This window comes from Mesorhizobium sp. M0016 (assembly GCF_040324035.1).
Classification (GTDB): domain Bacteria; phylum Pseudomonadota; class Alphaproteobacteria; order Rhizobiales; family Rhizobiaceae; genus Mesorhizobium.
Window position 1 is genome coordinate 97,289 of sequence record NZ_JAMYVM010000022.1, and the last position, 25,799, is coordinate 123,087.

The 25,799-nt window shown below is 63.9% G+C and carries 23 protein-coding genes; 5 read left to right on the forward strand and 18 right to left on the reverse strand.

Annotated elements, in window-relative coordinates; all coding sequences use genetic code 11:
• Positions 1–49 precede the first annotated feature (49 nt).
• The 6 genes from NKJ88_RS25970 to NKJ88_RS25995 form a co-directional block, all read right to left on the reverse strand.
• Complete coding sequence (locus NKJ88_RS25970) at positions 50–1,546, reverse strand: sugar ABC transporter ATP-binding protein (protein WP_352446080.1); 1,497 nt, start codon at positions 1,544–1,546, stop codon at positions 50–52.
• Entirely contained in the window at positions 1,546–2,595 is a 1,050-nt protein-coding gene (locus NKJ88_RS25975) for an NHL repeat-containing protein (RefSeq protein ID WP_352446082.1), read from the reverse strand. The genes NKJ88_RS25970 and NKJ88_RS25975 overlap by 1 nt, the downstream gene beginning before the upstream one ends.
• Positions 2,592–4,715 carry an ABC transporter permease gene (locus tag NKJ88_RS25980; protein WP_352446084.1) on the reverse strand — a complete coding sequence of 708 codons (2,124 nt, stop codon included), beginning with the start codon at positions 4,713–4,715 and terminating at the stop codon, positions 2,592–2,594. Before NKJ88_RS25980 ends, NKJ88_RS25975 begins: the two co-directional genes overlap by 4 nt.
• A 79-nt stretch (positions 4,716–4,794) precedes the next feature.
• Positions 4,795–5,820, reverse strand: a complete 1,026-nt coding sequence (locus NKJ88_RS25985) for a sugar ABC transporter substrate-binding protein (protein ID WP_352446086.1) — start codon at positions 5,818–5,820, stop codon at positions 4,795–4,797.
• Between the two features lie 60 nt (positions 5,821–5,880).
• The gene (locus tag NKJ88_RS25990) at positions 5,881–6,867 is read right to left on the reverse strand and encodes an ABC transporter permease (RefSeq protein ID WP_352446088.1); all 987 of its coding nucleotides are present in this window, start codon (positions 6,865–6,867) and stop codon (positions 5,881–5,883) included.
• 272 nt (positions 6,868–7,139) lie between these two features.
• Positions 7,140–8,573, reverse strand: a complete 1,434-nt coding sequence (locus NKJ88_RS25995) for a DHA2 family efflux MFS transporter permease subunit (RefSeq protein WP_352446090.1) — start codon at positions 8,571–8,573, stop codon at positions 7,140–7,142.
• A gap of 110 nt (positions 8,574–8,683) precedes the next feature.
• Here NKJ88_RS25995 and NKJ88_RS26000 point away from each other — a divergent pair, with 110 nt between their 5' ends.
• Both NKJ88_RS26000 and NKJ88_RS26005 read left to right on the forward strand, forming a co-directional pair.
• A complete protein-coding gene (locus NKJ88_RS26000) occupies positions 8,684–9,685 on the forward strand; it encodes an ornithine cyclodeaminase family protein (RefSeq protein WP_352446092.1) in 1,002 nt (333 codons plus the stop codon).
• Positions 9,682–11,190: an HAL/PAL/TAL family ammonia-lyase gene (locus tag NKJ88_RS26005; protein WP_352446094.1), complete on the forward strand. Its 1,509-nt coding sequence runs from the start codon at positions 9,682–9,684 to the stop codon at positions 11,188–11,190. The genes NKJ88_RS26000 and NKJ88_RS26005 overlap by 4 nt, the downstream gene beginning before the upstream one ends.
• Here NKJ88_RS26005 and NKJ88_RS26010 read toward each other — a convergent pair whose 3' ends face one another.
• The 12 genes from NKJ88_RS26010 to NKJ88_RS26065 form a co-directional block, all read right to left on the reverse strand.
• Complete coding sequence (locus NKJ88_RS26010; RefSeq protein WP_023725437.1) at positions 11,191–11,994, reverse strand: 3-methyl-2-oxobutanoate hydroxymethyltransferase; 804 nt, start codon at positions 11,992–11,994, stop codon at positions 11,191–11,193.
• Between the two features lie 85 nt (positions 11,995–12,079).
• Positions 12,080–13,174 carry a fatty acid desaturase family protein gene (locus NKJ88_RS26015; RefSeq protein WP_352446096.1) on the reverse strand — a complete coding sequence of 365 codons (1,095 nt, stop codon included), beginning with the start codon at positions 13,172–13,174 and terminating at the stop codon, positions 12,080–12,082.
• Between the two features lie 16 nt (positions 13,175–13,190).
• Positions 13,191–14,105 carry a sugar phosphate isomerase/epimerase family protein gene (locus NKJ88_RS26020; protein ID WP_352446097.1) on the reverse strand — a complete coding sequence of 305 codons (915 nt, stop codon included), beginning with the start codon at positions 14,103–14,105 and terminating at the stop codon, positions 13,191–13,193.
• Between the two features lie 54 nt (positions 14,106–14,159).
• Positions 14,160–15,248: a Gfo/Idh/MocA family protein gene (locus NKJ88_RS26025; protein WP_352446099.1), complete on the reverse strand. Its 1,089-nt coding sequence runs from the start codon at positions 15,246–15,248 to the stop codon at positions 14,160–14,162.
• A 103-nt stretch (positions 15,249–15,351) separates the two neighbouring features.
• Positions 15,352–16,419: an ABC transporter ATP-binding protein gene (locus NKJ88_RS26030; protein WP_352446100.1), complete on the reverse strand. Its 1,068-nt coding sequence runs from the start codon at positions 16,417–16,419 to the stop codon at positions 15,352–15,354.
• A complete protein-coding gene (locus NKJ88_RS26035; RefSeq protein WP_023712104.1) occupies positions 16,419–17,207 on the reverse strand; it encodes an ABC transporter permease in 789 nt (262 codons plus the stop codon). The genes NKJ88_RS26030 and NKJ88_RS26035 overlap by 1 nt, the downstream gene beginning before the upstream one ends.
• A complete protein-coding gene (locus tag NKJ88_RS26040) occupies positions 17,207–18,076 on the reverse strand; it encodes an ABC transporter permease (protein WP_023712105.1) in 870 nt (289 codons plus the stop codon). The genes NKJ88_RS26035 and NKJ88_RS26040 overlap by 1 nt, the downstream gene beginning before the upstream one ends.
• 66 nt (positions 18,077–18,142) lie before the next feature.
• Entirely contained in the window at positions 18,143–19,204 is a 1,062-nt protein-coding gene (locus tag NKJ88_RS26045; protein ID WP_352446103.1) for an ABC transporter substrate-binding protein, read from the reverse strand.
• Positions 19,205–19,237: 33 nt separating this feature from the next.
• The gene (locus tag NKJ88_RS26050; protein WP_023690765.1) at positions 19,238–20,212 is read right to left on the reverse strand and encodes a PfkB family carbohydrate kinase; all 975 of its coding nucleotides are present in this window, start codon (positions 20,210–20,212) and stop codon (positions 19,238–19,240) included.
• The gene (locus NKJ88_RS26055; RefSeq protein WP_352446105.1) at positions 20,209–21,243 is read right to left on the reverse strand and encodes an ADP-ribosylglycohydrolase family protein; all 1,035 of its coding nucleotides are present in this window, start codon (positions 21,241–21,243) and stop codon (positions 20,209–20,211) included. The genes NKJ88_RS26050 and NKJ88_RS26055 overlap by 4 nt, the downstream gene beginning before the upstream one ends.
• A 3-nt stretch (positions 21,244–21,246) precedes the next feature.
• The gene (locus NKJ88_RS26060; protein WP_352446107.1) at positions 21,247–21,972 is read right to left on the reverse strand and encodes a GntR family transcriptional regulator; all 726 of its coding nucleotides are present in this window, start codon (positions 21,970–21,972) and stop codon (positions 21,247–21,249) included.
• A gap of 209 nt (positions 21,973–22,181) precedes the next feature.
• On the reverse strand, positions 22,182–22,952 hold the full coding sequence (locus NKJ88_RS26065) for an IclR family transcriptional regulator domain-containing protein (RefSeq protein WP_352446109.1): 771 nt from the start codon (positions 22,950–22,952) through the stop codon (positions 22,182–22,184).
• A 116-nt stretch (positions 22,953–23,068) separates the two neighbouring features.
• Between NKJ88_RS26065 and NKJ88_RS26070 the strand changes: the two genes are divergently transcribed.
• The 3 genes from NKJ88_RS26070 to NKJ88_RS26080 all read left to right on the forward strand — a co-directional run.
• Entirely contained in the window at positions 23,069–23,926 is an 858-nt protein-coding gene (locus NKJ88_RS26070) for a CoA transferase subunit A (protein WP_352446110.1), read from the forward strand.
• Positions 23,923–24,711 carry a CoA-transferase subunit beta gene (locus tag NKJ88_RS26075; protein WP_352446112.1) on the forward strand — a complete coding sequence of 263 codons (789 nt, stop codon included), beginning with the start codon at positions 23,923–23,925 and terminating at the stop codon, positions 24,709–24,711. Before NKJ88_RS26070 ends, NKJ88_RS26075 begins: the two co-directional genes overlap by 4 nt.
• A 1-nt stretch (position 24,712) precedes the next feature.
• Positions 24,713–25,799, forward strand: a 1,087-nt coding sequence (locus tag NKJ88_RS26080; RefSeq protein ID WP_352446113.1) for a thiolase family protein, incomplete at its 3' end; no start/stop codon positions are given.

The window sequence follows — 25,799 nt, forward strand, 5'->3', positions numbered from 1 at the left end:
CCTTCGCCAATTGGCGACGTATGCGCACCCTCAAACACCGACCAGAAACCTAATGAACCGCCGCATACATGATCTTCTCCTCCGTCGCCTCGGCGGGCGAAAACTCCTCGACCATGCGGCCCTGCCGGCACACCAGAATCCGGTCCGACAGGTTCATGATTTCCGGCAGGTACGACGAGATAACGACGACGGCCAATCCCTCGTCGGCCAGCCGGTTGATGATCTGGTGGATCTCGGCGATGGCGCCGACATCGACGCCGCGCGTCGGCTCGTCGAAGATCACGATACGCGGCTGCTGCACCAGCCCCTTGCCGATCACCACCTTTTGCTGGTTGCCGCCGGAAAGCTCGACCACGCGGGCATTGTCGTTGATCGCCTTGATGTTCAGCGTCTTCGTCCATTCAGCGGAAAGCGTGCGCATCTCCTGCTGGTTGATCACCCAGGCCTTTTCGCGGCCCGCCGCCAGCAGCCCGCCGAACAGGTTCTCGGCAATGCCCATCGTCTCGAAAATGCCCTCGCTCTTGCGGTCCTCGGTGACGTAGACGATGCCGTCGGCGACCGCCTCACTGGGCACGAGATAGCGCACCGGCCTGTCGTCGAGTTCAATCGCGCCACCGCGCAGGAAATCGCGCTTGTAGATGCCCGACACGATCTTGAAGGTCTCGGTGCGGCCGGAGCCGATCAGCCCGAACACGCCGGTGATCTGTCCCTGAAAGATCGAGAAGGAGGTGTTGCGCACGACATTGCTCATCGAAATGTCCTGCACCGACAGCACCTTCTTGCCGGCCTTGCGCAGCCTGGCCTCGTCGCGCTGGCGGTAGATCTGTCCCGACAAAGTGCGCCCTACCATGGCGGCGACGATCTTGTCGCGGTCGAAGGCCGATGTGTCGTCGGTGATCACCAGTTCGCCATCGCGCAGGATTGTGATGCGGTCGGCGATCATCAGCGCCTCTTCCAATGCATGGCTGATGAAGACGATCGAGACGCCGTTCGCCTTCAGCCGCCGGATCAGTGCGAAAAAGTGCCGCTTCTCCTCCGGCGTCAGCGTCGCCGTCGGCTCGTCGAAGATGATGATCTCGGCATTGTGGTGAACGGCGCGCGCGATCTCGACCATCTGACGCTTGGCCGCGCCCAGCGTCGCCACCATGGCGTTGGGGTCGACCGGAAAGTTCAGCGATTGCAAAAACTGCTGCGCCGAAATGTAGGTGCCGCGCAGCCGGTTGAGGAATTTTTCGGTGCCGAGATAGAGGTTTTGCGCCACCGTCATCGACGGCACCAGGCTGGTCTCCTGGAACACCATGGCGATGCCGGCCTCGAGCGCCGCATGCGGCGACGCATAAGCGATCTCGCGGCCTTTGTGGAACATCTTGCCTGAGGTGGCGTCGACGACGCCGGCAATGATCTTGGTCAGCGTGGATTTGCCGGCGCCGTTCTCGCCGAGCAGCGCGTGGATTTCGCCCTTGCGCAGTTCGAAGCTGACTTGTCTGACCGCGGGCACGCCGCGATAGTTCTTGGTGACATTTTCCAGGCGCACGATCGATTCCATCAGAGACCTCCTGCGTCGATGGCCAGCACGCAATCGCCGCCCCCGGAGGCGATGAACAGGCGGCCGTCCGTTTCCGCCACGCTGCAGATGCCGTGGCGCGTGCCGTCGGCGCGGCTGTGCAGGCTGAATTGCGGCTGCATGGTCCGGTCGAGCCTGACCACCAGCCCGTAGGAGCGGCTCGGCGACCAGGGCTTGTGGATGCCCATGGTGCGGATGCCGCCGCATTGCAGCGGTTCGAGGAAGCTGCGATTGGAGGCCAAAGCCGGCGCGATCCAGTAGGCCGGCGCCACCTGGTCTAGCATGTCGCGCCGATAGTGGGTTTCCTGGAGAACGAATTCGATCAGCCGGTTGCGTGGCGCGAACAGAGCCAGCCACGCGCCGCCATCGCCGGCCGGCGCGAGGCGCGCGGGATAGCCGGGCAGATGCGTCAGCATGGTCGAGCGGCTACCGGTCGCACCATCGAAGCGAACGAGCTGATGGCGCCAGCTTTCGCTGACCAGCACATCCCGCCCAATGGGATGCAGCCCATAGGGAAAGGCGATATCGCCGGCCACTTTGCGGAACTCGGCGGCGGCCGCGTCCCGCCTCCAAAGCGAACCGGACGCGCCCTTCTTCATCAGGTCGGCGGCCCATTGCGACGGCGTGTGCTCAGCCGAGCCATTGGCCAGCCACAACGTGCCGTCGTCTGCATAGGCGAGCGCGGTGATGCAGCTGACGCCGGCCGGCAGCGAAACCTCCTTGCCGGCAACCAGCAGCTTGCCGCTTTCCAACCCCACCGTAAGTTCGCCCGACAGTGATAGAGCCAGCGCCGTGATGGGGGAAAGAAAGGTCCCGACAACCTTCGGCTCCACCCCTGCGGCAAGCGAATATACCGCATTGCCGCTGGAAACGAGCAGCCGGCCATCGGCAACCAGAAGATTGTCGGGCTCCGTCAAATCGGCGAACACTGGCGCCTCGTCCAGCCGCGTGTTGGGACGGAAGGCACCGTCGAGCGGTGGGATGGTCACCGCCTTGCCACGAAACAGGTCGAGCACAGGATCGAGGATCATGGCTTCGCTCCCCAATAAGAAGCGGAACTGGTCCAGTTCGGGTCGGCGCCCGCAATCTTGTAGCGGCCGATGCGGTTGTTAAGGATGCCGCCGACGAACAGGAAACCCTTGTGCTCGCGCATCGAGGTGACCATCGGATGCGCGCCGCCGGTGAGGTCGCCCATCGCCTCGACAATGCCGCCCTTGTCGTTGAATTTCACCACGCCGCCGGTGTTGATGTTGGGGAACAGCCACTCGTCCTGCGGCAGCCGGCGCGTCATGCGCTTGCGCATATCGGGATGGCGCAGCGACAGGTCGAAGCTCGGCGTGCGCATGCCGAGCCATGCCATCCAGTAATTGCCGTCCGACGCCCGGTTGATGTTGTCGGGATAGCCCGGCATATCGCGGATGACGCATTCGGCGGCGCCCGCCTTCGGCCCTTCCAGCCAGTAGCGATGCACGCGGCAGGCCCAGCTCTCAGCGAAGAACAGCGACTTGCCGTCATGCGCCATGCACACACCGTTGGTGTAGCGGTAGCCGTCGAGCAGTGTCTTCGTCGAACCGTCCTTCGGGTCATAGACCAGCAGCCGGCCGGTGGCGCGGTTCTCGATCGAGTCCAGTGCCCAATCGTGGGCGTCATAGCGCTTGGTGGAGTCAGTGAAATAGATGCGCCCGTCAGGCGCGATGTCGCAATCATTGGGGTCGCGCAGCCGCGCATCGTCTACGATCGAGGTCCAGGAGCGTGACGTCTCGGCCGACAAGCGCTTCACTTCCCGATCCGGTGAGACGGAATAGAGCCCCATGGCGCCGACGCAGCTGATCAGATTGCCCGATTTGTCGAAGGCCAGGCCTAGCGGAAAACCACCGATATGGGCAAACACCTCCGACTTAACGTAATCCGGCGCGAAGAAGCGGACGATCTCGCCATGGCGCGTGCCGCAATAGAGGTGATCGTCGCGGTCGAGGATGACGTCTTCCGGCCCTTCCAACTCGCCGAGCCCGATATGGTCGGCCGCCGACAGCCGGTTGTCGAGCGCGTAGGGCGTGCCTGAGCCCGGCACCGCAGACTGTGTCTCGCCCATCTTGAGATAGACCGGCGCAACATAGATCTCGTTCAGCACCTTATGGCGGTTCTTCAGCCAGCGGATGTCGATCGTCACCGCCACCGCCAGCATGATGCCCAGCACCATCTGGTTGGTGCCGGTGCCATAGCCCAGCCGGATCAGCCCGTTGGTCATGGTCAAGACGATGATGGCGCCCATCAGCCCCTTGATGACCGAGCCGCGGCCACCACCCAGGCTGACGCCGCCGACCACCGCCGCCGTCAGCGCCATGATCTCCAGGTTGAGGCCGGTGCCCGGCCCTGCCCCACTCAGGCGGCAAGCGATCAGGAAGCCGCCGATCGAGGCGCAGAAGCCGGAAAAGACATAGGTCATGAACACGGTGCGGCGCACGCGAATGCCGGCATTGTGCGCCGAGCGCCTGGAGCCGCCGACCGCCAGCACATGCCAGCCCAGCCGTGAGCGCGTCAGCGCGATATGGGTGACGATGGCAAGAATGATCGCCAGCCACACCGAGACCGAAAGCCCCCAGAAGGTGCTGTCGCCGATGAAGTCGAGCACATCGGATGTCGCCTGGGAAAGCTGCACGTCTGCGGCATAGGTGGTGACGAGAATATCGAACAGCGCCCGGCCAAAAATGAAGGTGACCAGCGTAGTCAGAAAGGCGCGCAGCCTGAGATAGCCGACGAGGTAGCCGTTGACGGCGCCGAAGATGAGCCCGGTGGCAAGCGATGCCGCCAGCGCCAGCCAGATAGACTGTTCGAGGATGAAGAAGACATAGACGGCGGAGAAGCAGGACAGCGCGAAGATCGAACCGACGGACAGATCGATGCCGCCGCCCAGCATCACCACCGTCATGCCGGTGACCACCATCGAGAACTCGCCGAGCTGGCGGGTCGATTCCTGCAGCGAGGTCAGCTTGAAGAAGCCGGGAATGATCGAGCCGAACACGCTGAGCGTCGCCACCAGCGCCAGGAACGGAATGGCGTTGTCGGTCCAGCGTTTTGTCAGGATCTCGCCGACCAGATGGTCGGGCACGAGATTGTAGCGCCAGGACTGGAGGCGTTCGCGAAAGGACATCGGCGGCTGCTATTCCATGAGGGAACGAGGTGACCGGATTGTCCAGCCACCTCGTTTATTTCAGTCGAAAAAGCGCGGCTTACTTCGCCGCCGCTTCGGCCTGCAGCGCCTTCAGGTCCCAGCAGCTGTCGGGCTTGAGGTCGGCCTTGGTCGTAGCCTTCTCCAGTGTGTAGATGTAGGTGTGCGACGTGCCGGCCGGCTGGCCGCTCTGCAGCAGGAACTTGATGATAGCGTTCATGTCGCCGGACTGGCGAGCCAGATCGGTCATCACCACGGCGCCGTAAGTTCCGTCCTGCAATTTGTTGCAATCGGCCGCCTTCTCGCCGCCGCCGGTGGTGACCAAAAAGACCTTGCCGTCGAGCTTGGCGTCGCGGATGGCGGCGGATGCGCCGGTGGCGTCGCCATCCCAGAAGTCGATGATCGAGCAGATGTCGGGGTTCTGCTGCAGCATTGTCGTCGTCACGTTGCGCGACGTCGTCGGATCCCAGTTGGAGTCGGGCTTGGCCACGACTTTGAAGTCGGGGTGCTTCTCCAGCACCTTCATGATGCCGGCATACTGGTAGAGACTGGACGAGTTGGCCTGATCACCCTGCACAAGGCCGATCTTCTTCGACGAATTCTCGCCGCAGCCCTTGATCGCCGCTTCGGCCTCGAGTTGGCCGAGCCGGTCCCAGTCACTGCCGACAAAGGCGTCGGCCGGGAAGTTGGCGGGGTTGTCGACCAGTATGACGTAGGTTCCGGCAGCCTGCGCCTTCTTCATCAGCTTGGAATAGGAGTTGAGGTCCGGCGCATGGATGATCAGCACGTCCGGCCTTGTGTCGGACGAGATCGCGTCGGTGATCGCCTGTGCGCCGGCATCGACGACCCAGTTCGGATCGCGTGTTTCGAAGGTGCCGCCCCAGGCTTCGACTTCCGTCTTCAGATAGTGCGACCAGCCCTGCGCAAGGTCGAAGCCCATCGCCAGCGGCACCAGCATGACGCGCTTGCCCTTGAGCGCCTGCGCGTAAGCGGCCGGGCCCGGATCGTCGGCGGCGAAGGTCGGCGCGACGAAGGCGGTAGCGGCAAGCGCCGTGGCGGCCGCCATCAGTGTTCTGATCAGTTTCATGTCACATCCTCTGTTTTTCACTTATTGCCGGCCGGTCGGCATGACCCGGTCGGGTACCCCTTAGATGTCGCCCTGCTGCGCGGTCTGTTCGTCACGCGGATTGATGATGCCGTCGACGATGATGGCTCCGAGCAGGATCGCCGCCTTGATCAGGTTTTGATAGAGCAGCGGAATGTCGATGATGGTCATCGCGTTCGACAGGATGCCGATCAGTGCAGCGCCCACCAGCACGTTGCGCACCCCGCCCCGCCCGCCGGAAAGGCCGATGCCGCCGATCACCGCCACCAGCACGATGTCATAGAGCAGCGTCGAGTTGACGACGCGGGTGTTGATCGAATGCAGGCTTGCCGCCGTAAGCAGGCCGGCGATCAGCGCGACAAAGGCCGAAACCACATAACGCAGCACCAGCATTGGCCGCACCGGAATGCCGATGTTGCGCGCGGCGACCGGATTGTCGCCGGCGAAATAGATGTAGCGGCCCCATTTGGTGTAGCGCAGGAACACGAAGAACAGGAAGGCGAGCCCGGCGAAGACGAACACTTCGATCGGAATGTCGAGGAAACTCAGGCCGCCGAGCAGCTCCACCCAATGGCCCTGAGGCACCGGCACCGCATCCTGCGTGATCAGTTGCGAGCGGACATAGCCGAAGACGAAGGAGCCGGTCGCCAGCGTCACGAAGATCGCCGGAACGTCGGCATAAGCGACGAGAAAACCGTTGAGCAGGCCGATGGCGAGCACGCCTGCCAGCACATAGGCGAAGGCGAGCCCATCAGGCGTTCCGGCGTTGAGCAATTGCAGATACCAGGCGACCGACATCGCCATGATCGCCACCGCCGACAGGTCGATGCCCCTGCCGATTATGACGACCGCCATACCGAGCGCCAAAATGCCCAGCACCGACACCGAGCGGACGATGGCAACGAGATTGTTGGCAGCGATGAAACCAGGCAGCCCAATGGCAGCGGCGACGAACAGCACCACGGCGATGGCAAAGACAATGCCTTCCTGATTCAGGCTCCTGACATTTGGCCAGCCAATCGTGTTCATGTCTGCATTCGCCCCGATGGCAGCTCTGCCACCCCTTCCGAAGAAAGCTAATCGGCTCGGCGCCGCTTCGTCAAATGAATCCGCGCTCGGAACGCCCGTTGGCAGTGATAATCCTCCAGTGGACGCACCGATTGCTAGAACTGGCGCAATCCTAGGAAAAGGCTGCGCTTTTGGCATTCCGTTGCGCCATTGCGTGTATGCGCGAAGGTGCCGTTCTGAGGCGAAAGCACAAGGCGGAATTAATTGCCGCCTGAGCGGCGAAAATCGCGAATTCAGGTCCTGGTCATGTGGCCTGAAACTTCGGCGCCTGCACCGGGCGGCAGCACGAGGAACCGCAACGCCGCCACCAGCCCGATGGCGCCGATGACCAGGAAGGCGGTGCGAAAATCGACGAGGTCGAGCGCCGGCCGGTCCCTGACGATCTGCGACAGGTTGAGGATGGCAGCCGCCACCGCCACGCCGAACAGCATCGATATCTGCTGCAGCATGGACGACAAAGTCGCCGCCGAGCTGCGCTGCGCGGCATCGATGTCGGCGAAGGCCAGAGTATTCAGCGCCGTGAACTGCATCGAGCGCGTCAGGCCGGCGATCAGCATCAGCATCACTACCAGCGCCTGCGGCGTTTCGGGCGAGATCGCCGCGCAGGCCATGATCGAGGCCGAGGCGATCAGGCCGTTGACGACCATGACCGTGCGAAAACCAAAGCGTCGCAGCGTCGGCGTCGTCACCGTCTTCATGCCGAGATTGCCGAGGAAGTAGGCCAGGATCATCAAGCCGGCATCGACCGGCGAAAGGCCAAAGCCGATCTGAAACAGCAGCGGCAAAAGGAACGGCGTGGCGTTGATCGCCACGCGAAAAATGGTGCCGGCGGCAAGCGTCGAGATGGCGAAGGTCTGCACCCTGAACGCGCTGAGATCGAGCAGCGGATGCGGCGCGCGCCGGAGATGCCGCACCGCCAGCCAGCCGATGACGATGCCGGCGGCAACCAGCAGCACGGCGGGCAAGGCGCCGTCTTCCGGATGTGCGATGCGCTCAAGGCCGTAGAGCAGCAGCGCGAGCCCCAGCGACGTGAGGAAAAACCCCGGCCAATCCAGCGGCTTGGGATCGGCCGCGCGGTCGCCCGGAATGAAGCGCGCGACCAGCGCCAGCCCGACGAGCCCAAGCGGGATGTTGATGAAGAAATTCCAGTGCCAGGAGAGATAGGTTGTGATGAAGCCGCCAAGCACCGGCCCGACCACGGGCGCAAACAACGCCGGCCAGGTGATCAGCGCCGTGGCGTTGAGCAGCTCCGATTTCGACGCATTGCGCAGCACCAGAATTCGCCCGACCGGCGTCATCAGCGCGCTGCCAAGGCCTTGCACGACACGGGCGGCGACAAACTGGGTCAGATTTTGCGAGAAGCCGCAACCGAGCGAGGCCAGCGTGAACAGCACAATCGCCAGCAGGAAGATGTTGCGCGCGCCGAAGCGGTCGGCAAGCCAGCCCGACAGCGGCACGAACACCGCCATGGTCAGCATGTAGGCGGTGATGCCGATGCTCATCGCCACCGCCGTCACGCCGAAGGATTGTCCCATCTGCGGCAGCGAGGTCGAGATGATCGTCGAATCCAGCAGCTGCATGAAAAAGGCTATGGCAACGATCAACGCCACGCGCCGCGCATTGCTGGCGGTTACGGCGGAGGCCTCGGTGTCGGGAACGGCAGTCATGACGAACCATCGTTGAACAGCATATGGCTGGCCCCGTCCAGAGCTTATCCAACAAACTTCCGTGTCGCGCCGCGGCCTGTTATGGATGGGCGGGTGGCCAAGGACATTGCATGAAGCCTATCTATATCGACTACCTCAATGCTCTCGATATCGAAGCCCTTGAGATGAGCGATGGCGAAATCATCGCCGCCGTCGAAGCCGGGCTTGTCGCGCAAGGCAATGGCCAGACGGTGATAGAGCCCCGCGTCCATCTCGAGCCCGATCCCTCCTTCCACGGCCACTTCAATGTGCTGCGCGGCTACGTCGCGCCGCTCGATACGGCCGGCGTGAAAATCGTCGGCGATTATGTCGACAATTATCTGCACGGCCTGCCCTCGGAATTCGGCATCCTCAATCTGTTCGATCCGCGCACCGGCACGCCGCGCGCCATTCTCGATGCCACCGTCATCACCGACATGCGCACCGGCGCTGTCACCGCCATTGGCGCCAAGCATCTGGCGCGCAAGAATTCCAAGGTGCTGGCCCATATCGGCGCGCGCGGCACCGCCTACTGGAACGTGCGCCTGCTCGACCATCTCTTCGACTTCGACGAGATCCGCGTTCATTCGCGCCGCCCGAAAAGCCGCGACGGCTTCGCCGCCAAACTCTCCGCCGATCTCGGCAAGACCGTCACGGCGGTCGCCGACTGGGAGAGCTGCGTCAAGGGCGCCGACATCGTCGTCGAGGCCTCGCGGCTGCCGGAGCCGCAGCCGCTGCTCAAGACCGAATGGATCAAGCCCGGTGCGCTGGTCGTGCCCTATGGTACGATGAGCGCTGTGGAGCTGTCATTGACCGACATCATGCAGAAAATGGTCGTCGACGACTGGGGCCAGTGCAAAGGCGGCAAGTTCGGCTCGCTGCGCGCCCATGTCGAAACCGGAAGGCTGAGCGAAAAGACGCTGCATGCCGAACTCGGCCAGATCGCCGCCGGCCTCAAAGCTGGACGCGAAAGCGACGACGAGACGATCCTGTTCTGGCATCGCGGCCTGTCGCTGTCCGACATTGCGCTCGGCAAGGCGATGCTGGCCAAGGCAGCGGATAAAGGTATCGGCCAGAGGCTGCGCTTCGCATGAGCGCGCTCGTCCTCACCGGCGCCGGCGTCAGCGTCGAGGATGTCGCGGCGGTCGCCCGCGCCGGCCGCAAGGTGGAGGTTGAGCCTGCTGTCATCGAGAGGCTCGACAAAGCGCGAAAAGTGCTCGACCAGGTCGCCGCGTCCGGCCAGCAGATTTACGGCCTCAACACCGGGCTCGGCGCCAATCTCGGCACGTCGGTCGAGGGCGATGCCAGCGCCTTCCAGCGCCAGTTGCTGGAAGGGCGAAGCGGCGCTGTCGGCGAGCCGCTGCCGCAAGAAGCGGTGCGGGCGACCATGTTTGCCCGTGCCGCGATGTTCTCTGTTGGCGGTTCCGGCATTTCGCCGGCGGCTTTCACCGCCCTTGTCGATGCGCTCAATGCCGGCGTGCATCCGGTAATGCCGCAGCTGGGCTCGATCGGCGCCGGCGATCTCGTGCTGATGACGGCGCTCGCCCGTCTGCTGACCGGCGACGGCGAAGCTGACTATCAGGGTCGGCGCATGCCGGCGGCCAAGGCGTTGATGATGGCGCGGTTGGCTCCGATCAGCCTGGCGCCGAAAGACGGCCTGTCGCTGATCAACGCCTCGGCGGTTTCAACCGGCAGCGGTGCGCTGGCGCTGGCCGACGCGCTGGCTGCCTTTGTGCAACAGCAGCAGGCGGGAGCGCTGACCATGGAAGGGTTTGGCGCCAACCGCACCATCCTCGATCCGCGCCTGCATCTGGCGCGGCCGGCAGCCTGCCAGCAGCTGGCGGCCAGGGGCCTGCGCGACCTGCTTGCCCGCGACGAAGAGCCGGCGCCGACCACCTTGCAGGACCCGTTGTCGATCCGCTGCATGCCGTCGATCCATGGTGCATTGATCCAGGCGATCGATCAGGCGCGGCTGGCGCTGGAGATCGAACTCAATGCCGCCGCCGACAATCCGCTGGTGCTGGGCGATGACGGGCTGGTTCTGTCGACCGGCAATTTCCACACCGCATCGCTGGCGCTGGCCTTCGAGACGCTCGGCCTGGCGATCGCACAATGCGCCGCCGCAAGTGCTGCCCGCCTGATCCAGCTGACCGGCTCCGGCCGCAACGGCCTGCCAAAATATTTGTCACCGGTCGGCGGCGCCTCGGCCGGTTTCGTGCCGCTGCAAAAGACGGCAACGGCAATCCTGGCCGGCATCCGCCACAAGGCCAATCCGGTGATGCTGGATTTCCTGGCCGTGTCAGAAGGCGTAGAGGACCACGCCACGCAGACGCCGCTTGCCGTGTCGAAATGCGCCGGGATGATCGCGCTGTGGCGACGGCTGATCGCCTTCGAACTGATGGCCGCCGCGCAAGCCGTGGACCTGCGCGACGGTCTCAAGCTGGCGCCCGGCACAGCAGCGGTCCGTACCGCGGTGCGCGCGCATGTAGCGATGCTGAGGGAAGACCGGCCGCTGGGAACAGACGCCGAGGTGCTCCACGCAATGCTCGCCGACGGAACATGGCAAGGCGCTGCGACGACCGGCAAAGAGGCCGAGTAGTCAGCCCTTTGCGTCCACCCGTTTCATGAACAGGCTGAGCTCGGCCGGATCCATGCGCACGACATGCCTGTCTTCCGGATAGGCGCCGCTATCGACGTCGGCAACGTACTCGGAAAACGCCGCGACGCGTTCGGCCTGCAGGCGATCGTACTCGGCGGCGAAGTTGCGGTAGACCTTGGAATGGCGCGGCATGTGGCCCCGGTTCTGGCCAAGAATATCGTCGGCGAACAGATACTGCGCGTCGCAGCCGGTGCCGGCACCCATCGACAGCATGATCAGCGAGGTCCGTTCTGAGATCGCCTTCGCCACCTCGACCGGCACCACTTCGATCTCGGCGCCAAGCGCTCCAACGGCCTCATACTGCTTGACCGCCTCAAAAATCTGCATGGCGGTGTCGGCGGTCTTGCCGACGGCCTTGAAGCCGCCGGTCCAGGTGGCGCGGGACGGAATGAGGCCGACATGGCCGATCACGGGGATCGCGTCGTCGGCGAGCCGCTTCACGGTGGCGAAACCGGCGCTGCAATAAACGGCGTCGGCTCCGGCCTTGTAGAGCCGGAACGCCCAGCGCAGGAAATCGTCCGCCGTGCCTATTTCATAGAAGTTCTCGCCCGGCATGGTGAACAGGCTAGGCGCCGCATCGCGATACTCAGGGTTGAGCACCAGTTCCGGCGGCACCGAGACGATGTCGACCCCTGCCCGCTCGGCGGCCTCGGCCTCGTCCATGGTCAGGACGCGCAGCATGGTCAGCTGGCGCTTGCCCTTCATGGCGCGCAGATCGGCGACGGTCGGTCTCTTTCGGCTCATCGGGATGTCCCTGTTTGCTGGTTGCTTTTCCCGGTCACCTTACCGGCCCCGTAACAGGCCGGATAGAAGGCGGGTGGCTTATTCGCTACTCGGCCGCCGCCGACATATCGAGCTCGTGAAATTCACCGCGATAGGGCCGCGCCGTCGGCGGCAATTCGCGCTTGAGGAAATAATCCTCGTACCGCAGCTGCTTCAGCAGCACCGGCCAGACCTCGCGATAGGCATGCCACATGGACGGGTTCGCCGCCGGCAGGTCGTGCTTGATCAGCTCGTGCAGCCTCGGCAGCGCATGGTAGGGCACCATCGGAAACATGTGATGCTCGACGTGGTAATTCATGTTCCAGTAGATGAAGCGGCTGACCGGGTTCATGTAGACGGTGCGCGTGTTCAGCCGGTGGTCGACGACATTGTCGGCCAACCCGATATGCTGGAGCAGGCCGGTCAGAACCATGTGCCAGCTGCCATAAAGACGCGGCAGGCCGATCAGCACCAGCGGCAGCCATGAACCCAGCGCGATCGCGAGGGCGATCGTCGCAACGTACACGGCGACATGCCAGCGCGCCGCCGTGATGGCCTTGCCCTGTTCGGTCTCAGGAATGTAGCTCTTTTCGTCGTCCGACAGCTTGCCCAACGCCTGGCGCGCCAGGATCGGCAGCGAATAACGGAAATCGAGAATGCCGGTGAAGGCAAGCGCCGCCTTGACCAGATTTGGCGGCCGCATTACCGCGATCTCGGCGTCACGGCCGACGATGATCGTGTCGGTGTGATGCCGCGCATGGCTCCAGCGCCATTGCACCGGATTGCGCACCACCATGAAGCTGGCGATTTCGTAGCTCGCATCGTTCATCCAGCGTGTGCGGAAGGCGGTGCCATGGCCGCATTCGTGCCAGCGCGAGTCGCTGGACGATCCATAGATCACGCCATAGACGAGCAGGAACGGCACCACCCACCACGTGCCCCAGAACCACACGATGCCGGCGGCCGAGCCCAGGATGGCTGCGATCCAGATCACTGTATCGCGGATCGCCGGCCCGTCGGAGCGCTGCATCATTTCCTTCATTGCCTTGCGCGGCACGTCGGTGTGATACCACTCGGCCGAGGCCAGCCCGGTCTCGATCGCCCGGCGGGTGCTTTCGCCGACCAGGCCGTAATCGCGCTTTGTCTTGGCCGCCGTCGCCATCACCGTCTCGCCTACCTCAAAGCCCGTTGGCGCGGAACTTCCCGTCGAGGAATGTTTTCGCCCGCGGCACGTCGTCCTCGGTCAGATGCTCGATGATGACAGGGATGTTCGGGTGCTTCTCACTGAGCCGCTGCAGATAGAGATCGTAATTCAGCGATCCCAGCCCGGGCGCCGGCAGCTCGATCTCGCTGACGCCGCGGAAGGTCAGCCCCTCATGCGCGTCCGCGTCGCCGATATCGGCATGCTTCTCGGTCTTGTCGCTGCCTGAGCGCTTGACGTCCTTGGCGTGCGCGATGCGGATCTTGTCGGCCAGCGTGTCGAACACCTGGTTCAGCACCTGGTCCATGCGGTCGATATTGTGTGCCTCGAAATAATTGGTCGGATCCATCAGCAGGCCCAGGCCCGGATGGTCGACCTGCGCGAACATTTTGACCGTCTCCTCGACCGAACCGACGACATTGTTGACATAGGTTTCGAGCAGGAACACCGCCCCATGGTCGTAAGCCGTCTGGGCAAGGTCCGAGATCACCTTGCGGCATTCCTCGAAGCCTTCCTCGGTCTTGTTTTTGGGATGATGCACCCAGTCGGATTCGGTGTTGTAGGTGCCGGTCTCCGAGATCACGTAGGGCGAGCCGAAGTCGCGCGCATTGCGGATGATTTCCTTGAGATAGCCGACGCGCTTCTCGCGCTCGGATTTGTCGGGATGGATGATGTTGGTGTAGCCCGAGATGCAGCAGACCGGCAGATTGTGGTCGCGAAACGTGTCGCGCACTGTCCTCGCCTTGTCCCCGGTGATCTGCCCGGCCGTGAGATCGACATCCCTGAAATGCATGTCGAGCTGCACTGTGTTGAAGCCGAGTGCACGGATGCGGCGGGCGGCCTCCGCGAGCTCATAGGGGAAATAGCCGGTGAAGATACCTGCCTGCATCATGATGTGAACTCCTCCCGGTAAGCGATTCAGCCGCCACACTATTCGGCGGCATGTTCAGTCGATCGATATCTCGGACAGTTTGACGGTGCGGCCTTGCGCCATCGAGCGGTAGCCCGCCTCGACCAGTGCCATTGTCTTGACGTTGTCGGCGACGGAGAGCGCCGGCGGCGCGCCTGTCTTCACCGCATGCTGCAATTGCTCCATCACGCCGATGAAGGCATGCGGGAACCACATCGTGTCCCAGCTCGGGCTGACCCATTCGCCGCCGGTCGTCTTGGTCGACGCATAAGTCAGCGTCGAGGCCACACCTTTCGGCCAGCCGATCGTGCCTTTGGCGACACCCTTGGTGCCGTCGACGCGCCAGTTGATGTGCTGGTCGTCCAGATAGCCCTCCTGGCGCGGTCCGGACCAGACATCCTCCAGCGACACGGCGAGCACGCCGGAGGGAAAGCGCAGCGTCGAGACGGTGATGCCGTCGCTATGCTCGAATGTCGTGCGCGGGTCCTTGCGTGTCAGCGTGGTGATTTCCGAGGGATCGCCGAACAGGAAGCGCAGCACGTCGAGATGATGCACGCTCATATTGGCCAGCGTCAGCCGGTCGTAGTCCTGAAGGAAAGTCTGCCAGTGCGGGATCGCATGCATGTCGATCTGCGCAAAGACGATGTCGCCCAGTGCGCCGCTGTCGATGATCTGCTTCAGGACGCGCATCGACTGGTCGTAGCGCATGTTCTGGTTGACCGAGAGAATCTTGCCTGACTTGGCTGCCTCGTCGCGCAGCTTCACGGCTTCATCGACCGACAGCGCCAGTGGCTTCTGCGCCAGGATCGCCTTGATGTGAGGCTGCTTCAGCGCATGGCGGATCAGCGCCGGCTGCTGGTCGGGTGGAAAGGCAAGGTCGACGATCTCGACCTCAGAATCCTCGATCAGCTGTTCCGGTGTGTCGTGGATGGTCGGAATGCTCCAGCGTGCAGCTACCTTCTCGGCGCTGGCCTTGGTGCGCGAAGCGATGGCGACGACTGGGAAACCGGCCTGCGCATAGGCGGCAAGATGGCATTCGGCCATGATCATGCCGGCGCCGATGCAACCGATCCGGTATTCGCTGGTGCGAACCCTCACATCCGGCTCGAAACCCTGGCCTGCCATCCATTCCTCCCTTGGACGACAGGATATAACGCCATGGCCGGCCCATCAGCCAAGGTCCGCTCCATCAATTCCCATCAGAACCATGACGGGGTGACGGTGCGAACTAGTTTGCAGCAATCAGCACGGTGCTTTCCGGCGACCAGCTGAGTATTACATTCTGGCCTTCCGCCAGCCGGTCATTGCCGGTGTTCTGGACGATCACCTTCAGCGTCTGGCCGGCACGCTCGACGAAATAGGTGCTGTTGTTGCCGGCGAAAATGCGCTTGGAGATCTGGCCCTTCAGAGCGTTGGCATTGGCCGCATCCGCAACCCCGGCATCGGTCGCGATGCGAATGCGTTCGGGACGCACGGCGCAGCTGGCCTTCGTACCGGCGGCAAGCCGATCACCCACCCCGGCGGCGATCGCCGTGCCGTCAGGCAGCCGGATGCCGTTGCCGGTCGCATCGCCGCGAAAAATGTTTGCGTCGCCAAGGAAGGTGGCGGCGAATTCGCTCTTCGGCCGGTCGTAGATTTCCTCCGGCGGCCCTTCCTGCACGAGCCTGCCGTCCCGCAATATGCCGATGCGGTCGCTCATCGTCAGCGCCTCTTCCTGGTCGTGGGTGACGAAGATGGTGGTGATGCCGATCTCGCGCTGGATGCGCTTCAGCTCGATCTGCATGTCGACGCGCAGCGCCTTGTCGAGCGCGCCGAGCGGCTCGTCGAGCAACAGCACGCGCGGCTTGGTGACGATGGCGCGCGCCAGCGCCACACGCTGGCGTTGGCCGCCGGAGAGCTGGTGCGGCCGGCGCTCGCCGAGCTTGCCGAGCTGAACCAGATCGAGCGCGCGCTGCACTTCGGTGGCGATCGTCGCTTTCGTTTCGCCGCGCACCGACAGGCCGAAGGCGACATTATCGGCGACGCTCATATTGGGAAACAGCGCATAGTTCTGGAACACCATGCCGATGCGCCGCTTTTCGACCGGCACCCGTTCGACGCTCTCGCCGCCAATGGCGATGCGGCCGGAGTCGGGAAAGTCGAAGCCGGCGATTTGCCTGAGCAGCGTGGTCTTGCCGCTGCCCGAGGGGCCAAGCAGCCCATAGAAACCGCCATCGGCGAAATCGATGGAGACGTGGTCCAGCGCCTTGTGCGCGCCAAAACTGCGGGAGACGTTCGATACGTGCACGCCGGCCATTATTTCTCTCCGCCGAATTTGAAGAAGCGCGCCGTGAACAGCATCAGCGCCATCGACACGACAATGATGATGGTCGAGACCGCGTTGATCTCGGGCGTGAACCCCTTGCGGATCGCGGCGTAGATTTCGACCGGCAGCGTCGTCTGCCCCGGCGTCGCCAGGAAGTAGGAGACGACAAACTGGTCGAACGACACGGCAAATGCGAACAAGCCGCCGGCAATGACGCCGGGCATGATCCACGGCAGCGTCACACGCGCGGTCACCTGCCACTGGTTGGCGCCGAGCGAGCGCGCCGCCTCTTCCAGCTCCGGTGCAAAAGTCTGCAGCCGGGCCGAGACGACGACGATGACATAGGGCAGCGCCAGCGCCACATGGCCGAGCAGGATGGCTAACAGGCCGCGGCCAATGCCGACGCCGAAGAAGAAGATCAGCATCGCCGTGCCGGTGATCAGCCACGGAATGGCGATCGGCGGAAACAGCAGCGCCTGCAGCACTTTCTTGCCGCGGAAGTCGTAGCGGAAGAGCGCCAGCGAAGCGGCCGAGCCAAGCACCACTGAGATGAGCGTGGTGATGACCGCGATCTCGAGGCTGTTCCAGGTCGCCGCGATCAGCTGGTCGTTCTGCCAGAGCGAGGCATACCATTCCGTCGTCCATTCGAACGGCAATTGGTAGAAGGGCGAGACGTTGAACGACATCAGCGCCATGATGATGATCGGCAGATAGAGGAAGACGAGCAGCAGTCCGATGTAGAAGCGGCCTAGTCCTTCGATTATGCGGGTCGTCATCATCAAGCAGCCCTCCGCAGCACCGGCGAGGCAACCGCCAGGATCACCAGCACCACCGCCAGCAGGATGAAGGAAAGCGCCGCCCCCAGCGGCCAGTTGAAGACGGCGACGAACTGGTCCTCGATCACCGTGCCATAGAACGTGCCGGTGCGGCCGCCGAGAATGCGCGGCTCCATGAACGAGCCGACGACCGGCACGAAGATCAGTGCCGCACCTGCCACCAGGCCGGGCATAGACAGCGGGATGATCACCCGCTTCAGCACCTGCAGCCGCGAGGCGCCCAGCGAACGTCCGGCCTCGATCAGCGAGTCGTCGATGGCCTGCAAAGTGAGGTAACAGGTCAGCACCATGTAGGGCACGTAGGAGTGCACCAGGCCGATGATGACTGCGGGGTAGGAATACATCAGGTCGATGTTGATATTGAACGGCAGCACGGCGTTGAGCGCCGTGTCGAGGATGCCGCCCTCGCGCAGCACCATCGCCCAGGAGAAGATGCGCACCAGCCCGTTCGACCAGAACGGCAGGATGACCAGCAGGAAGATCGCCTCGCGGCTGCGCCCCTTCAGCACCTTGGCCAACACATAGGCTGCGGGATAACCGATGACGACGCACCACAAAGTCACTTCGAGGCCGAGCCGCAGCGAAGCGAGCAGCAGCGTCAGGTACAGGCTCTGCGAGAAGAAGGCGGCGTAATTGCCAAGGGTCAAGGCCCACGGCTTTCCCGACAGCGGCAGGTCGGTCATGAAGGAGAAGAACACCATGGCCGAGAGCGGCAGGAAGATCGCCACCGTCAGCCAGAGATAGGCCGGCGCCAGCAGCGGCAGGGCCGATCTCAGCCCGCTGCGCGACGCGACCGCACCCTGTACCGCCATGATACCCTCCTCCCCAGGATTGAAGGGCCAGCCGGCGCCAACCGCCGGCTGGTCCGGACGTGAGCGTTACTTCACGTCGACTTTGAGCTGCTGCCACAGCGCCAGATAGGCCTCGCGCTGCGCGTCGGTGATCGGCGCCTGGAACTGGATGCGCTTGGCCACCTCGGGATCGCCCATCACCTTGCGGTTGAAGGAGTCTTCAGGCAGCGCTTCCACCGCCTTGGTGTTGGCCGACACCGGAGCGCCGACCTTGGTGACCCATTCGACATAGAATTTCGGATCGATCATCCAGTTGATGAAGGCCTGCGCACCTTCGACATTCTTCGAGCCCACCGGGATCGAGAACGCGTCGAGCCAGGCGACGGCGCCTTCCTGCGGAACGACCAGCGAGACCGGCAGCTTGAAGTGGGTCTTGGCGCGATCGGCCGAGCCGCTCCAATAGGTGCCGATGTCGATCTGGTTGGAGGCGACCATCTGGTTCCAGTCGTTCTCCGAGCTCCAGAAGGTCTTGATCTGCGGCATCAGCGAGGTCAGCTTGGTCTTGACCGCGTCCATATCCTTGATGTCGTTGATGTTCTGGCCGGTGGCGATGGCGCCGAACTGCACCGCTTCGACAGCGTCGTCGCGAATGACGACCCGGCCCTTATGCGCTGGGTCCCACATTTCGGCGATCGAGGTCGGTGGCTTGTCGAAGGACTTTTCGTTGATAGCCAGCGCCGTCAGGCCCCACACCCACGGCACGCCATAGACCTTGCCGTCATGGTCGAGCATCGGCGATTGCGCCTTGTCCTTGCTGATGTCGGCATAGTTCGGCAGCTTGGAGACATCGATCGGCTGGATCAGCTTTTCCGCCATCGCCTGATCGTTGAAGGCGGCGTTGATCATGACCACGTCATAGAGGCCCGGATTGGTGCGGATCTTGGTCAGCATTTCCTGTTCGGAATTGAAGAAGTCGTTGACGACCTTGTTGCCGGTCGCCTTTTCGAAGGCTTCGATCGCCCACGGCTCGTCGGCGCCGTAGCCCTTCCAGTTGAGCACATGCACTTCGGCGGCACTGGCGGCCAGCGTGAGCGCGGAGGTGATGACGGCGGTCGCCGTCAGCAGGGCAGTCAGTCTTGGCATGCGCATGTTCGTTCCTCTCTTGTTTGCCCGCTTGGCGGGTCAGGCTGTCTGATGGGCCTTCTGGTTCTGGCCCGGCTCGCCCGTGGCGGCCTGGCTCAGGAAAGTCTGGATCTCGCTGTCGGTCGGCGCCGATGAGCCGCCATGGCGGGTGACGGAAAGTGCTGCCGCCGCATTGGCATAGCGCGCCGCCTCGAAGGGATGCACGCCGCGCGCGAGTGCACTGACGAAACCGCCGATATGGGTGTCGCCGGCGCCATTGGTGTCGATGGCATCGACCTTGAAGCCGGCAATGGTCTGCGTCTCGCCATTGACCAACCTCACGAAACAGCCCTTGGCGCCGGCGCGGATAACGACGCCTTCGGCCTTTGGGCAGTGGTCGGCGAGCAGCCGGGCGGCGAGTGCCTCGACATCGCCTTGCCCAGCGATCTCGACCGCTTCCGTCATGTTGCAGCTCAGCCATGTCGTACGGGCAAGCACCCGCGACAGGATGGGACGTGGGATATCCGCGATGACCGGCGTTGGATCGAAAACGAAGGGAATGTTTTCTGGCAGCGCCTCGATCCAGTCGGTCAGCGCGTCGCGGCTGCCGGAATAGCTCAGCGTATAGCCCGACGTGAACACCCAATCATCAGGCGCGACCACCACGGGCCTCATCATCTCGAGGCTGAGAATGCTCTCCGCACCGGGCCACGACACGAAGGTGCGCTCGGCATCCCCGGAGATCATGGCGACGCAATTGCCGCTGTCCATGACCGGCGATGGCGACGTCAGCGTTATGATGCCTTCGGCCGCAAACGCGGCGCGCAAAAAATCGCCATTCGGTCCGCTGCCGAGCTGGCCGCCGAACACCACCGTCATGCCGGTGCGGCTGGCCGCGACCATCATGTTGAAGCCGCCGCCGGCGACCTGCGCAAAGCTCGACGCGGTCTTCTCGCAGCCCGGCGCCGGCAAGGCGTCGATGCGGTAGACATAGTCGACGACGGCGCTGCCGATATGGACCAGACGCCCACTCATGCCGCGGCATCCTTGCTGGCCTTTGCCGTGCGCGCCGCGACGAGGTCTTCGGCAAGCGAGCGCACCCCCGCCATATCTATGCCGACGAGCCTGGCAATGTGTTGTTGCGGAAGTTGCGAAAAGCCGACGCAGGCGCCGGCCATGCCTGAGGCAATCGCGCCGATCGTGTCGGTGTCGCCGCCGAGATTGGCGCTGATGATTGCCGCTTGCCAGGGATCGCCCTGCGCGACTTCAAGCACGGCGAAAGCTGCCGGCACGGACTCCTGGCTGGCCACACCGGTGCCGACGAGATCGGTGATGAGCCCGATCGCATCCCGCATGGTCTTGCCGCGCACGAGCTCCTGCGCCCAGGCGATACGCGCGGCGATATCGCCACCAGTCACCCAATGTCCGAGCCGGGCGCCTCGCCGCGCGGCTGCTACCGCGCTGTCGGAGGCGGCACGCCAGTCGCCACCGGCGACGCCGTGGCTGGCGGCGGCGGCAACTGCTGCGGCCGAAGCGATGGCGATCGAGGTGTTGTGCGTGGCACGGCAAGTTTCGGCCACCTTGGCGACGAAAGCGTCGAGCGGTTCCAGCGGCATCATGATGCCGACCGGCGCGATGCGCATGGCCGCGCCATTGGTGTCGCCCCGGCTTCCCGCCTCTTCCGCCGGCACGCCGTCATTGATGGCGTCGATGGCGCGCTTGGTCGATGGTCCCAGCAGGTCATAGCTGCCGCGCGCCTTGACCTCGCGCTCCCAGTCGAGCAGTGCGTTCACCCAGCGCGCATGATCGAAGCCATCGCCGGACTGGACCAGGATGCGACCAAGCAGCAGCGCCTGTTCGGTATCGTCGGTGATGGTGCCGGCAACGAGCCCCTTCGACACCGGATGATCGGCAAACGGCGCCACGAAATCCTCGACATGGCCGTATAGCTCGGCGATCCGCGCCGGCGACAGAAGCTGCGTCGGCATGCCCAGCGCATCACCGAGCGCCCCACCGACAAGCGCGCCCATGGCGCGATCGAGCGTGTCGTTGGTTCTGTCCGGCATCGCTCAAAACCTCATATGCAGCGCGAAATGCGCCGGGTTGAGCAGGCTGGTTACATATTCGATCGGCCGGTCGTCGGCCGCACGCGTCAGCCGGCGTCCGCGCAGGAACGGCGTGCCTTGCGGGCAGCCGAGAATGGCGGCGTCTTCGGCATTCAGCATCTCGATGCCGACCCATTCCTCGCCATGGTCTGGGATGAGGCCGGCGCCGCGCAGCGTCTGGTGCAGCGAGCCTTCGCGCAGACCGCGCAGCGGCACGTCCTCCAGTTCGGACGACAGCGGCAGGCGGCTGCGTTCGATGGAGATCGCATGGCCGTCGCTAGCATTGGTGCGCACCCGGTCGACGGCGATGAAGAACGGGCTTTCGATGCCAAGCAGCGCGGCAAGATCGGCATCCTCGATCACTTCAAGCCGCAGCGTCCGCGTCTCGGCATTGGCGCCGGCATTGGCCAGCGCCCGCGACCAGCCAATGCTGTCATCGACCGGCTTGCCGTCGAAAGTGACGAAGGAGCCGATGCCGACCTTGGTCGTGATCAGCCCACGGCTGGACAACTCCTCGAGGCCCTTGCGGACCGTGTTGCGGCTGACGGAAAAGCGCTGGACGAGTTCGTTCTCACTTTGCAAGCGGTCGCCGAAGCCAAGCACGCCGGAGCGGATCTCATGTTCGAGAACGGTGGCGATCTGCTCGGGCTTGCCCGTGCCGGGAGAAAGTTGAACCGCGCGCCGCTTCATATGGGTACCTGTTCAGTAAACCTGTATAGTCCTGTTCGATATTGGAGTTGAAGGGCGACGTCAACGACATATTTGGATTCACGCATATGCGTTGTGCTCAGGAGGTGCCCCGGGCATCGTTTGTTCGCATGGCGACGCTAACCGCGCAGGGCGTCCCGTCTCCGAGACAGAGCGGGGGCAGCGCTTCAATCAGGCGATTAGCCTTGCGCTCACACGAAGAAAAATTCCTCAATCCGTTGCTTGGCCGTCCGCAGCGCTGGCAGGATATCCCGCTCCATCGCCTCGACGGAGAACCGCGCCGACTGGGTCGAGACGTTGATCGCCGCCACGGTCTTGCCCGCGCGGTCACAGATCGGCACGGCGATCGAGCGCAGGCCGAGCTCCAGCTCTTCATCGACGACGGCAAAGCCATCCGCCCTCGCCGCGTCGATGGCCTTGGCCAGCGCGGCGCGGCTGGTGATCGTCTTCGGCGTCCGCCGTTCGATCTTGGCTTCTGCAAGGAAGGCCTTCAACTCATCCGCGCCCAGCCCCGCAAGCAGGACGCGCCCCATCGAGGTGCAATGCGCCGGCAGCCTGGTGCCGACATCGAGCGAAACGCTGAGGATGCGGCGGCCAGGAATGCGCGCGACATAGACGACTTCCTCGCCCGACAGCACCGCCGCGTTACAGGCCTCGTCGAATTGGCCCGCGACGTCGCGCATGATGGATGCCGCGAATGTCCACAGCGAGGCGCCGCCGAGCCAAGAGCGCACGATGGTGAGCAGGCGCGGCGACAGCGAAAACTGCCGGCCGGATTGCGTGGCATAGCCGGTGGCGGTCAGCGTCAGCAGGAAGCGACGCGCGCCGGCGCGGGTCAGCCCCGCCTCCTCCGCCATTTCGGTCAGCGTCATCCCGGCCGGATGCCGGGCCAGTATCTCCATGACTGCAAGGCCGCGCTCCAGCGAGCCGACATGGTCGCGCGTCTTTGCCTTGTCCTCCATGCGGCCTCCGCAAGACAATGCGCCGCCTTGACTCGTCTCGGCGGCGCGATGTAAAAATATCTCATACAAAACAAATGTTCGCAATACGAACTTTTTGAACTTCGGAGTTCTTGGCGATGGTCAATTTCCTGCCGCTCAAACAGGCCGTGGCTGAGAACCTGCATGATGGCGATACGGTCGCCTTCGAAGGCTTCACGCATCTGATCCCGACGGCGGCGGCGCATGAGGCCATCCGCCAGGGCTTTCGCGACCTGACGCTCATCCGCATGACCCCCGACCTGATCTACGACCAGATGATCGGCATGGGCATGGCCAAGAAGATCATCTTCTCCTATGTCGGCAATCCCGGCGTCGGCCTGCTGCGCCGCGCCCGCGACGCCATCGAGAACGGCTTCCCCCGGTCGATCGAAATCGAGGAGCACAGCCATGCCGGCATGGCCAACGCCTACGAGGCGGGAGCTGCCGGCCTGCCTTGCGCGGTGTTCCGCGGCTATCGCGGCGCCGGGCTGGCGGCAGTCAATCCCAACATCCGCTCGGTCACCTGCCCGTTCACCGGCGAGGTGCTTGCCGCCGTTCCTTCCATCCGACCGGACGTGACCTTCATCCACGCTCAGAAGGCCGACAAAAAAGGCAATGTGCTGGTCGAAGGCATTATCGGCATCCAGAAGGAAGCGGTGCTCGCGGCCAAGCGCGCCGTGGTGACGGTAGAGGAAGTCGTCGACAATTTCGACGACCTGCATCCCAACCTCACCGTGCTGCCGCGCTGGACCATCGCTGCGATCTCGGTGGTATCAGGCGGTTCGCATCCCTCCTACACGCACGGCTATTATGTGCGCGACAATGCCGCCTATCTCGAATGGGACGACATCGCCGCCGACCGTAAAAGATTCCAGGCCTGGATCCAGGCCAATGTCCTCGAGCGCACCGCGGACGATTTCGCCGGCCGCGTAAAGCATCTGAGGAGCGCGGCATGAGCGGCTTTACTCCCAATGAGATGATGACGATTGCCGCCAGCCGAGCCCTGAAAAACGACGATGTCTGCTTCGTCGGCATTGGCGCGCCGTCGGCCGGCTGCAACGTCGCGCGACTGACGCATGCGCCCGACATCACGCTGATCTATGAAAGCGGCACCATCGGCACCGCGCCCGATGTTTTGCCGCTGTCGATCGGTGACGGCGAACTTTGCGACACCGCCGTCACGACCGTCTCGGTGCCGGAGATGTTTCGTTACTGGCTGCAGGGCGGCCGCATTTCGATCGGTTTCCTCGGTGCCGCCCAGCTCGACAAGTTCGGCAACATCAACACCACAATCATCGGCGACTATGCGCGTCCCAAGACCCGCCTGCCCGGCGGCGGCGGCGCGCCGGAGATCGCCACCTCGTCGAAGGAGATCTACATCACCATGGCGCAGTCCAAGCGCGGCATGGTCGAGAAGATCGACTTCTTCACCTCCTTCGGCCATGGCGTTGGCGGCGACCATCGCCAGCGCCTCGGCATCGAGACATCAGGGCCGACGCTGCTGATCACCGACCTTGCCATCTGGAAGCCAGATACGGTGAGCAAGGAATTCACCGTGGTGTCGTTGCATCCCGGCGCAACGCGGCTTGAGGTGCAGGACAGCTGTGGCTGGATCGTAAAGTTCGCCGAGGCGCTTGACGAAACGCCGGCGCCGACGGAACTCGAGCTGACGACATTGCGCGACCTGCAGGCCCGCACCAAGGCGGCGCATGAGGGAAGCGGAAAAGAAAAGGCCGCATGACATGACCGAGGCATTCATCTGCGATTACATCCGCACCCCGATCGGCCGTTTCGGCGGCTCGCTGTCGTCGGTGCGGGCCGACGATCTTGGCGCCATCCCGCTGAAGGCGCTGGTCGAGCGCAATGCCGGCATCGACTGGCAGGCTGTCGACGACGTCGTCTATGGCTGCGCCAATCAGGCCGGCGAGGACAACCGCAATGTAGCCCGCATGTCGCTGCTCTTGGCCGGGTTGCCCAAGGAAGTTTCGGGCGCGACCGTCAATCGCCTGTGCGGCTCCGGCATGGACGCGCTCACCATCGCCGCCCGCGCCATCAAGGCTGGTGAGGCCGAGCTGATGATCGCCGGCGGCGTCGAATCGATGAGTCGCGCCCCCTTCGTCATGCCCAAGGCCGAGACCGCCTTTTCACGCCATGCCGAGATCCATGACACCACCATTGGCTGGCGCTTCATCAACCCGCTGATGAAGAAACAATATGGCGTCGATTCCATGCCGGAGACCGGCGAGAACGTCGCCGAGGATTATTCAGTGTCGCGCGCCGACCAGGATGCCTTTGCCATGCGCAGCCAGGACAAGGCTGTCGCGGCACAGGCCAATGGCCGGCTGGCGAAGGAGATCACCCCGGTGACGGTCCCGCAGAAAAAGGGCGATGCGACTATCGTATCGAAGGATGAGCATCCCCGCGCCGGCACCACGGTCGAGTCGCTGGCCAAATTGCCGACGCCGTTCCGGCAAGACGGCACGGTCACCGCCGGCAACGCATCGGGCGTCAACGATGGCGCGGCGGCGCTGATCATCGCCTCCGAAGCGGCTGTGAAAAAACACGGCCTGACGCCGATCGCCCGCATCCTCGGCGGCGCTGCCGCCGGCGTGGCGCCGCGCATCATGGGCATCGGCCCTGCTCCGGCGACACAAAAGCTCTGCGCTCGCCTCGGCCTGACACCGCACCAATTCGATGTCATCGAACTCAACGAAGCCTTCGCCTCCCAAGGCATCGCCGTGGGGCGCCGCCACGCGCCCGCGGAGGGGTGCGCGGCGGGGGGCCCCCACGAGGGCGGGCGGGGGGGGTGTGGGGGGGGGGGGGGGGGGG

Excerpts from the sequence above, each read along its gene's own strand:
- NKJ88_RS26040 (WP_023712105.1), bottom strand. The coding sequence starts at position 18,076 with ATGGCGGTACAGGGTGCGGTCGCGTCGCGCAGCGGGCTGAGATCGGCC.
- NKJ88_RS25970 (WP_352446080.1), bottom strand. The coding sequence starts at position 1,546 with ATGGAATCGATCGTGCGCCTGGAAAATGTCACCAAGAACTATCGCGGC.
- NKJ88_RS26055 (WP_352446105.1), bottom strand. The coding sequence starts at position 21,243 with ATGCCGGACAGAACCAACGACACGCTCGATCGCGCCATGGGCGCGCTT.
- NKJ88_RS25990 (WP_352446088.1), bottom strand. The coding sequence starts at position 6,867 with ATGAACACGATTGGCTGGCCAAATGTCAGGAGCCTGAATCAGGAAGGC.
- NKJ88_RS26025 (WP_352446099.1), bottom strand. The coding sequence starts at position 15,248 with ATGGCAGGCCAGGGTTTCGAGCCGGATGTGAGGGTTCGCACCAGCGAA.
- NKJ88_RS26075 (WP_352446112.1), top strand. The coding sequence starts at position 23,923 with ATGAGCGGCTTTACTCCCAATGAGATGATGACGATTGCCGCCAGCCGA.
- NKJ88_RS25995 (WP_352446090.1), bottom strand. The coding sequence starts at position 8,573 with ATGACTGCCGTTCCCGACACCGAGGCCTCCGCCGTAACCGCCAGCAAT.
- NKJ88_RS26050 (WP_023690765.1), bottom strand. The coding sequence starts at position 20,212 with ATGAGTGGGCGTCTGGTCCATATCGGCAGCGCCGTCGTCGACTATGTC.
- NKJ88_RS25985 (WP_352446086.1), bottom strand. The coding sequence starts at position 5,820 with ATGAAACTGATCAGAACACTGATGGCGGCCGCCACGGCGCTTGCCGCT.
- NKJ88_RS26015 (WP_352446096.1), bottom strand. The coding sequence starts at position 13,174 with ATGGCGACGGCGGCCAAGACAAAGCGCGATTACGGCCTGGTCGGCGAA.
- NKJ88_RS26005 (WP_352446094.1), top strand. The coding sequence starts at position 9,682 with ATGAGCGCGCTCGTCCTCACCGGCGCCGGCGTCAGCGTCGAGGATGTC.
- NKJ88_RS26030 (WP_352446100.1), bottom strand. The coding sequence starts at position 16,419 with ATGGCCGGCGTGCACGTATCGAACGTCTCCCGCAGTTTTGGCGCGCAC.
- NKJ88_RS26065 (WP_352446109.1), bottom strand. The coding sequence starts at position 22,952 with ATGGAGGACAAGGCAAAGACGCGCGACCATGTCGGCTCGCTGGAGCGC.
- NKJ88_RS26020 (WP_352446097.1), bottom strand. The coding sequence starts at position 14,105 with ATGATGCAGGCAGGTATCTTCACCGGCTATTTCCCCTATGAGCTCGCG.
- NKJ88_RS25975 (WP_352446082.1), bottom strand. The coding sequence starts at position 2,595 with ATGATCCTCGATCCTGTGCTCGACCTGTTTCGTGGCAAGGCGGTGACC.
- NKJ88_RS26010 (WP_023725437.1), bottom strand. The coding sequence starts at position 11,994 with ATGAGCCGAAAGAGACCGACCGTCGCCGATCTGCGCGCCATGAAGGGC.
- NKJ88_RS25980 (WP_352446084.1), bottom strand. The coding sequence starts at position 4,715 with ATGTCCTTTCGCGAACGCCTCCAGTCCTGGCGCTACAATCTCGTGCCC.
- NKJ88_RS26035 (WP_023712104.1), bottom strand. The coding sequence starts at position 17,207 with ATGATGACGACCCGCATAATCGAAGGACTAGGCCGCTTCTACATCGGA.
- NKJ88_RS26060 (WP_352446107.1), bottom strand. The coding sequence starts at position 21,972 with ATGAAGCGGCGCGCGGTTCAACTTTCTCCCGGCACGGGCAAGCCCGAG.
- NKJ88_RS26070 (WP_352446110.1), top strand. The coding sequence starts at position 23,069 with ATGGTCAATTTCCTGCCGCTCAAACAGGCCGTGGCTGAGAACCTGCAT.
- NKJ88_RS26000 (WP_352446092.1), top strand. The coding sequence starts at position 8,684 with ATGAAGCCTATCTATATCGACTACCTCAATGCTCTCGATATCGAAGCC.
- NKJ88_RS26045 (WP_352446103.1), bottom strand. The coding sequence starts at position 19,204 with ATGCGCATGCCAAGACTGACTGCCCTGCTGACGGCGACCGCCGTCATC.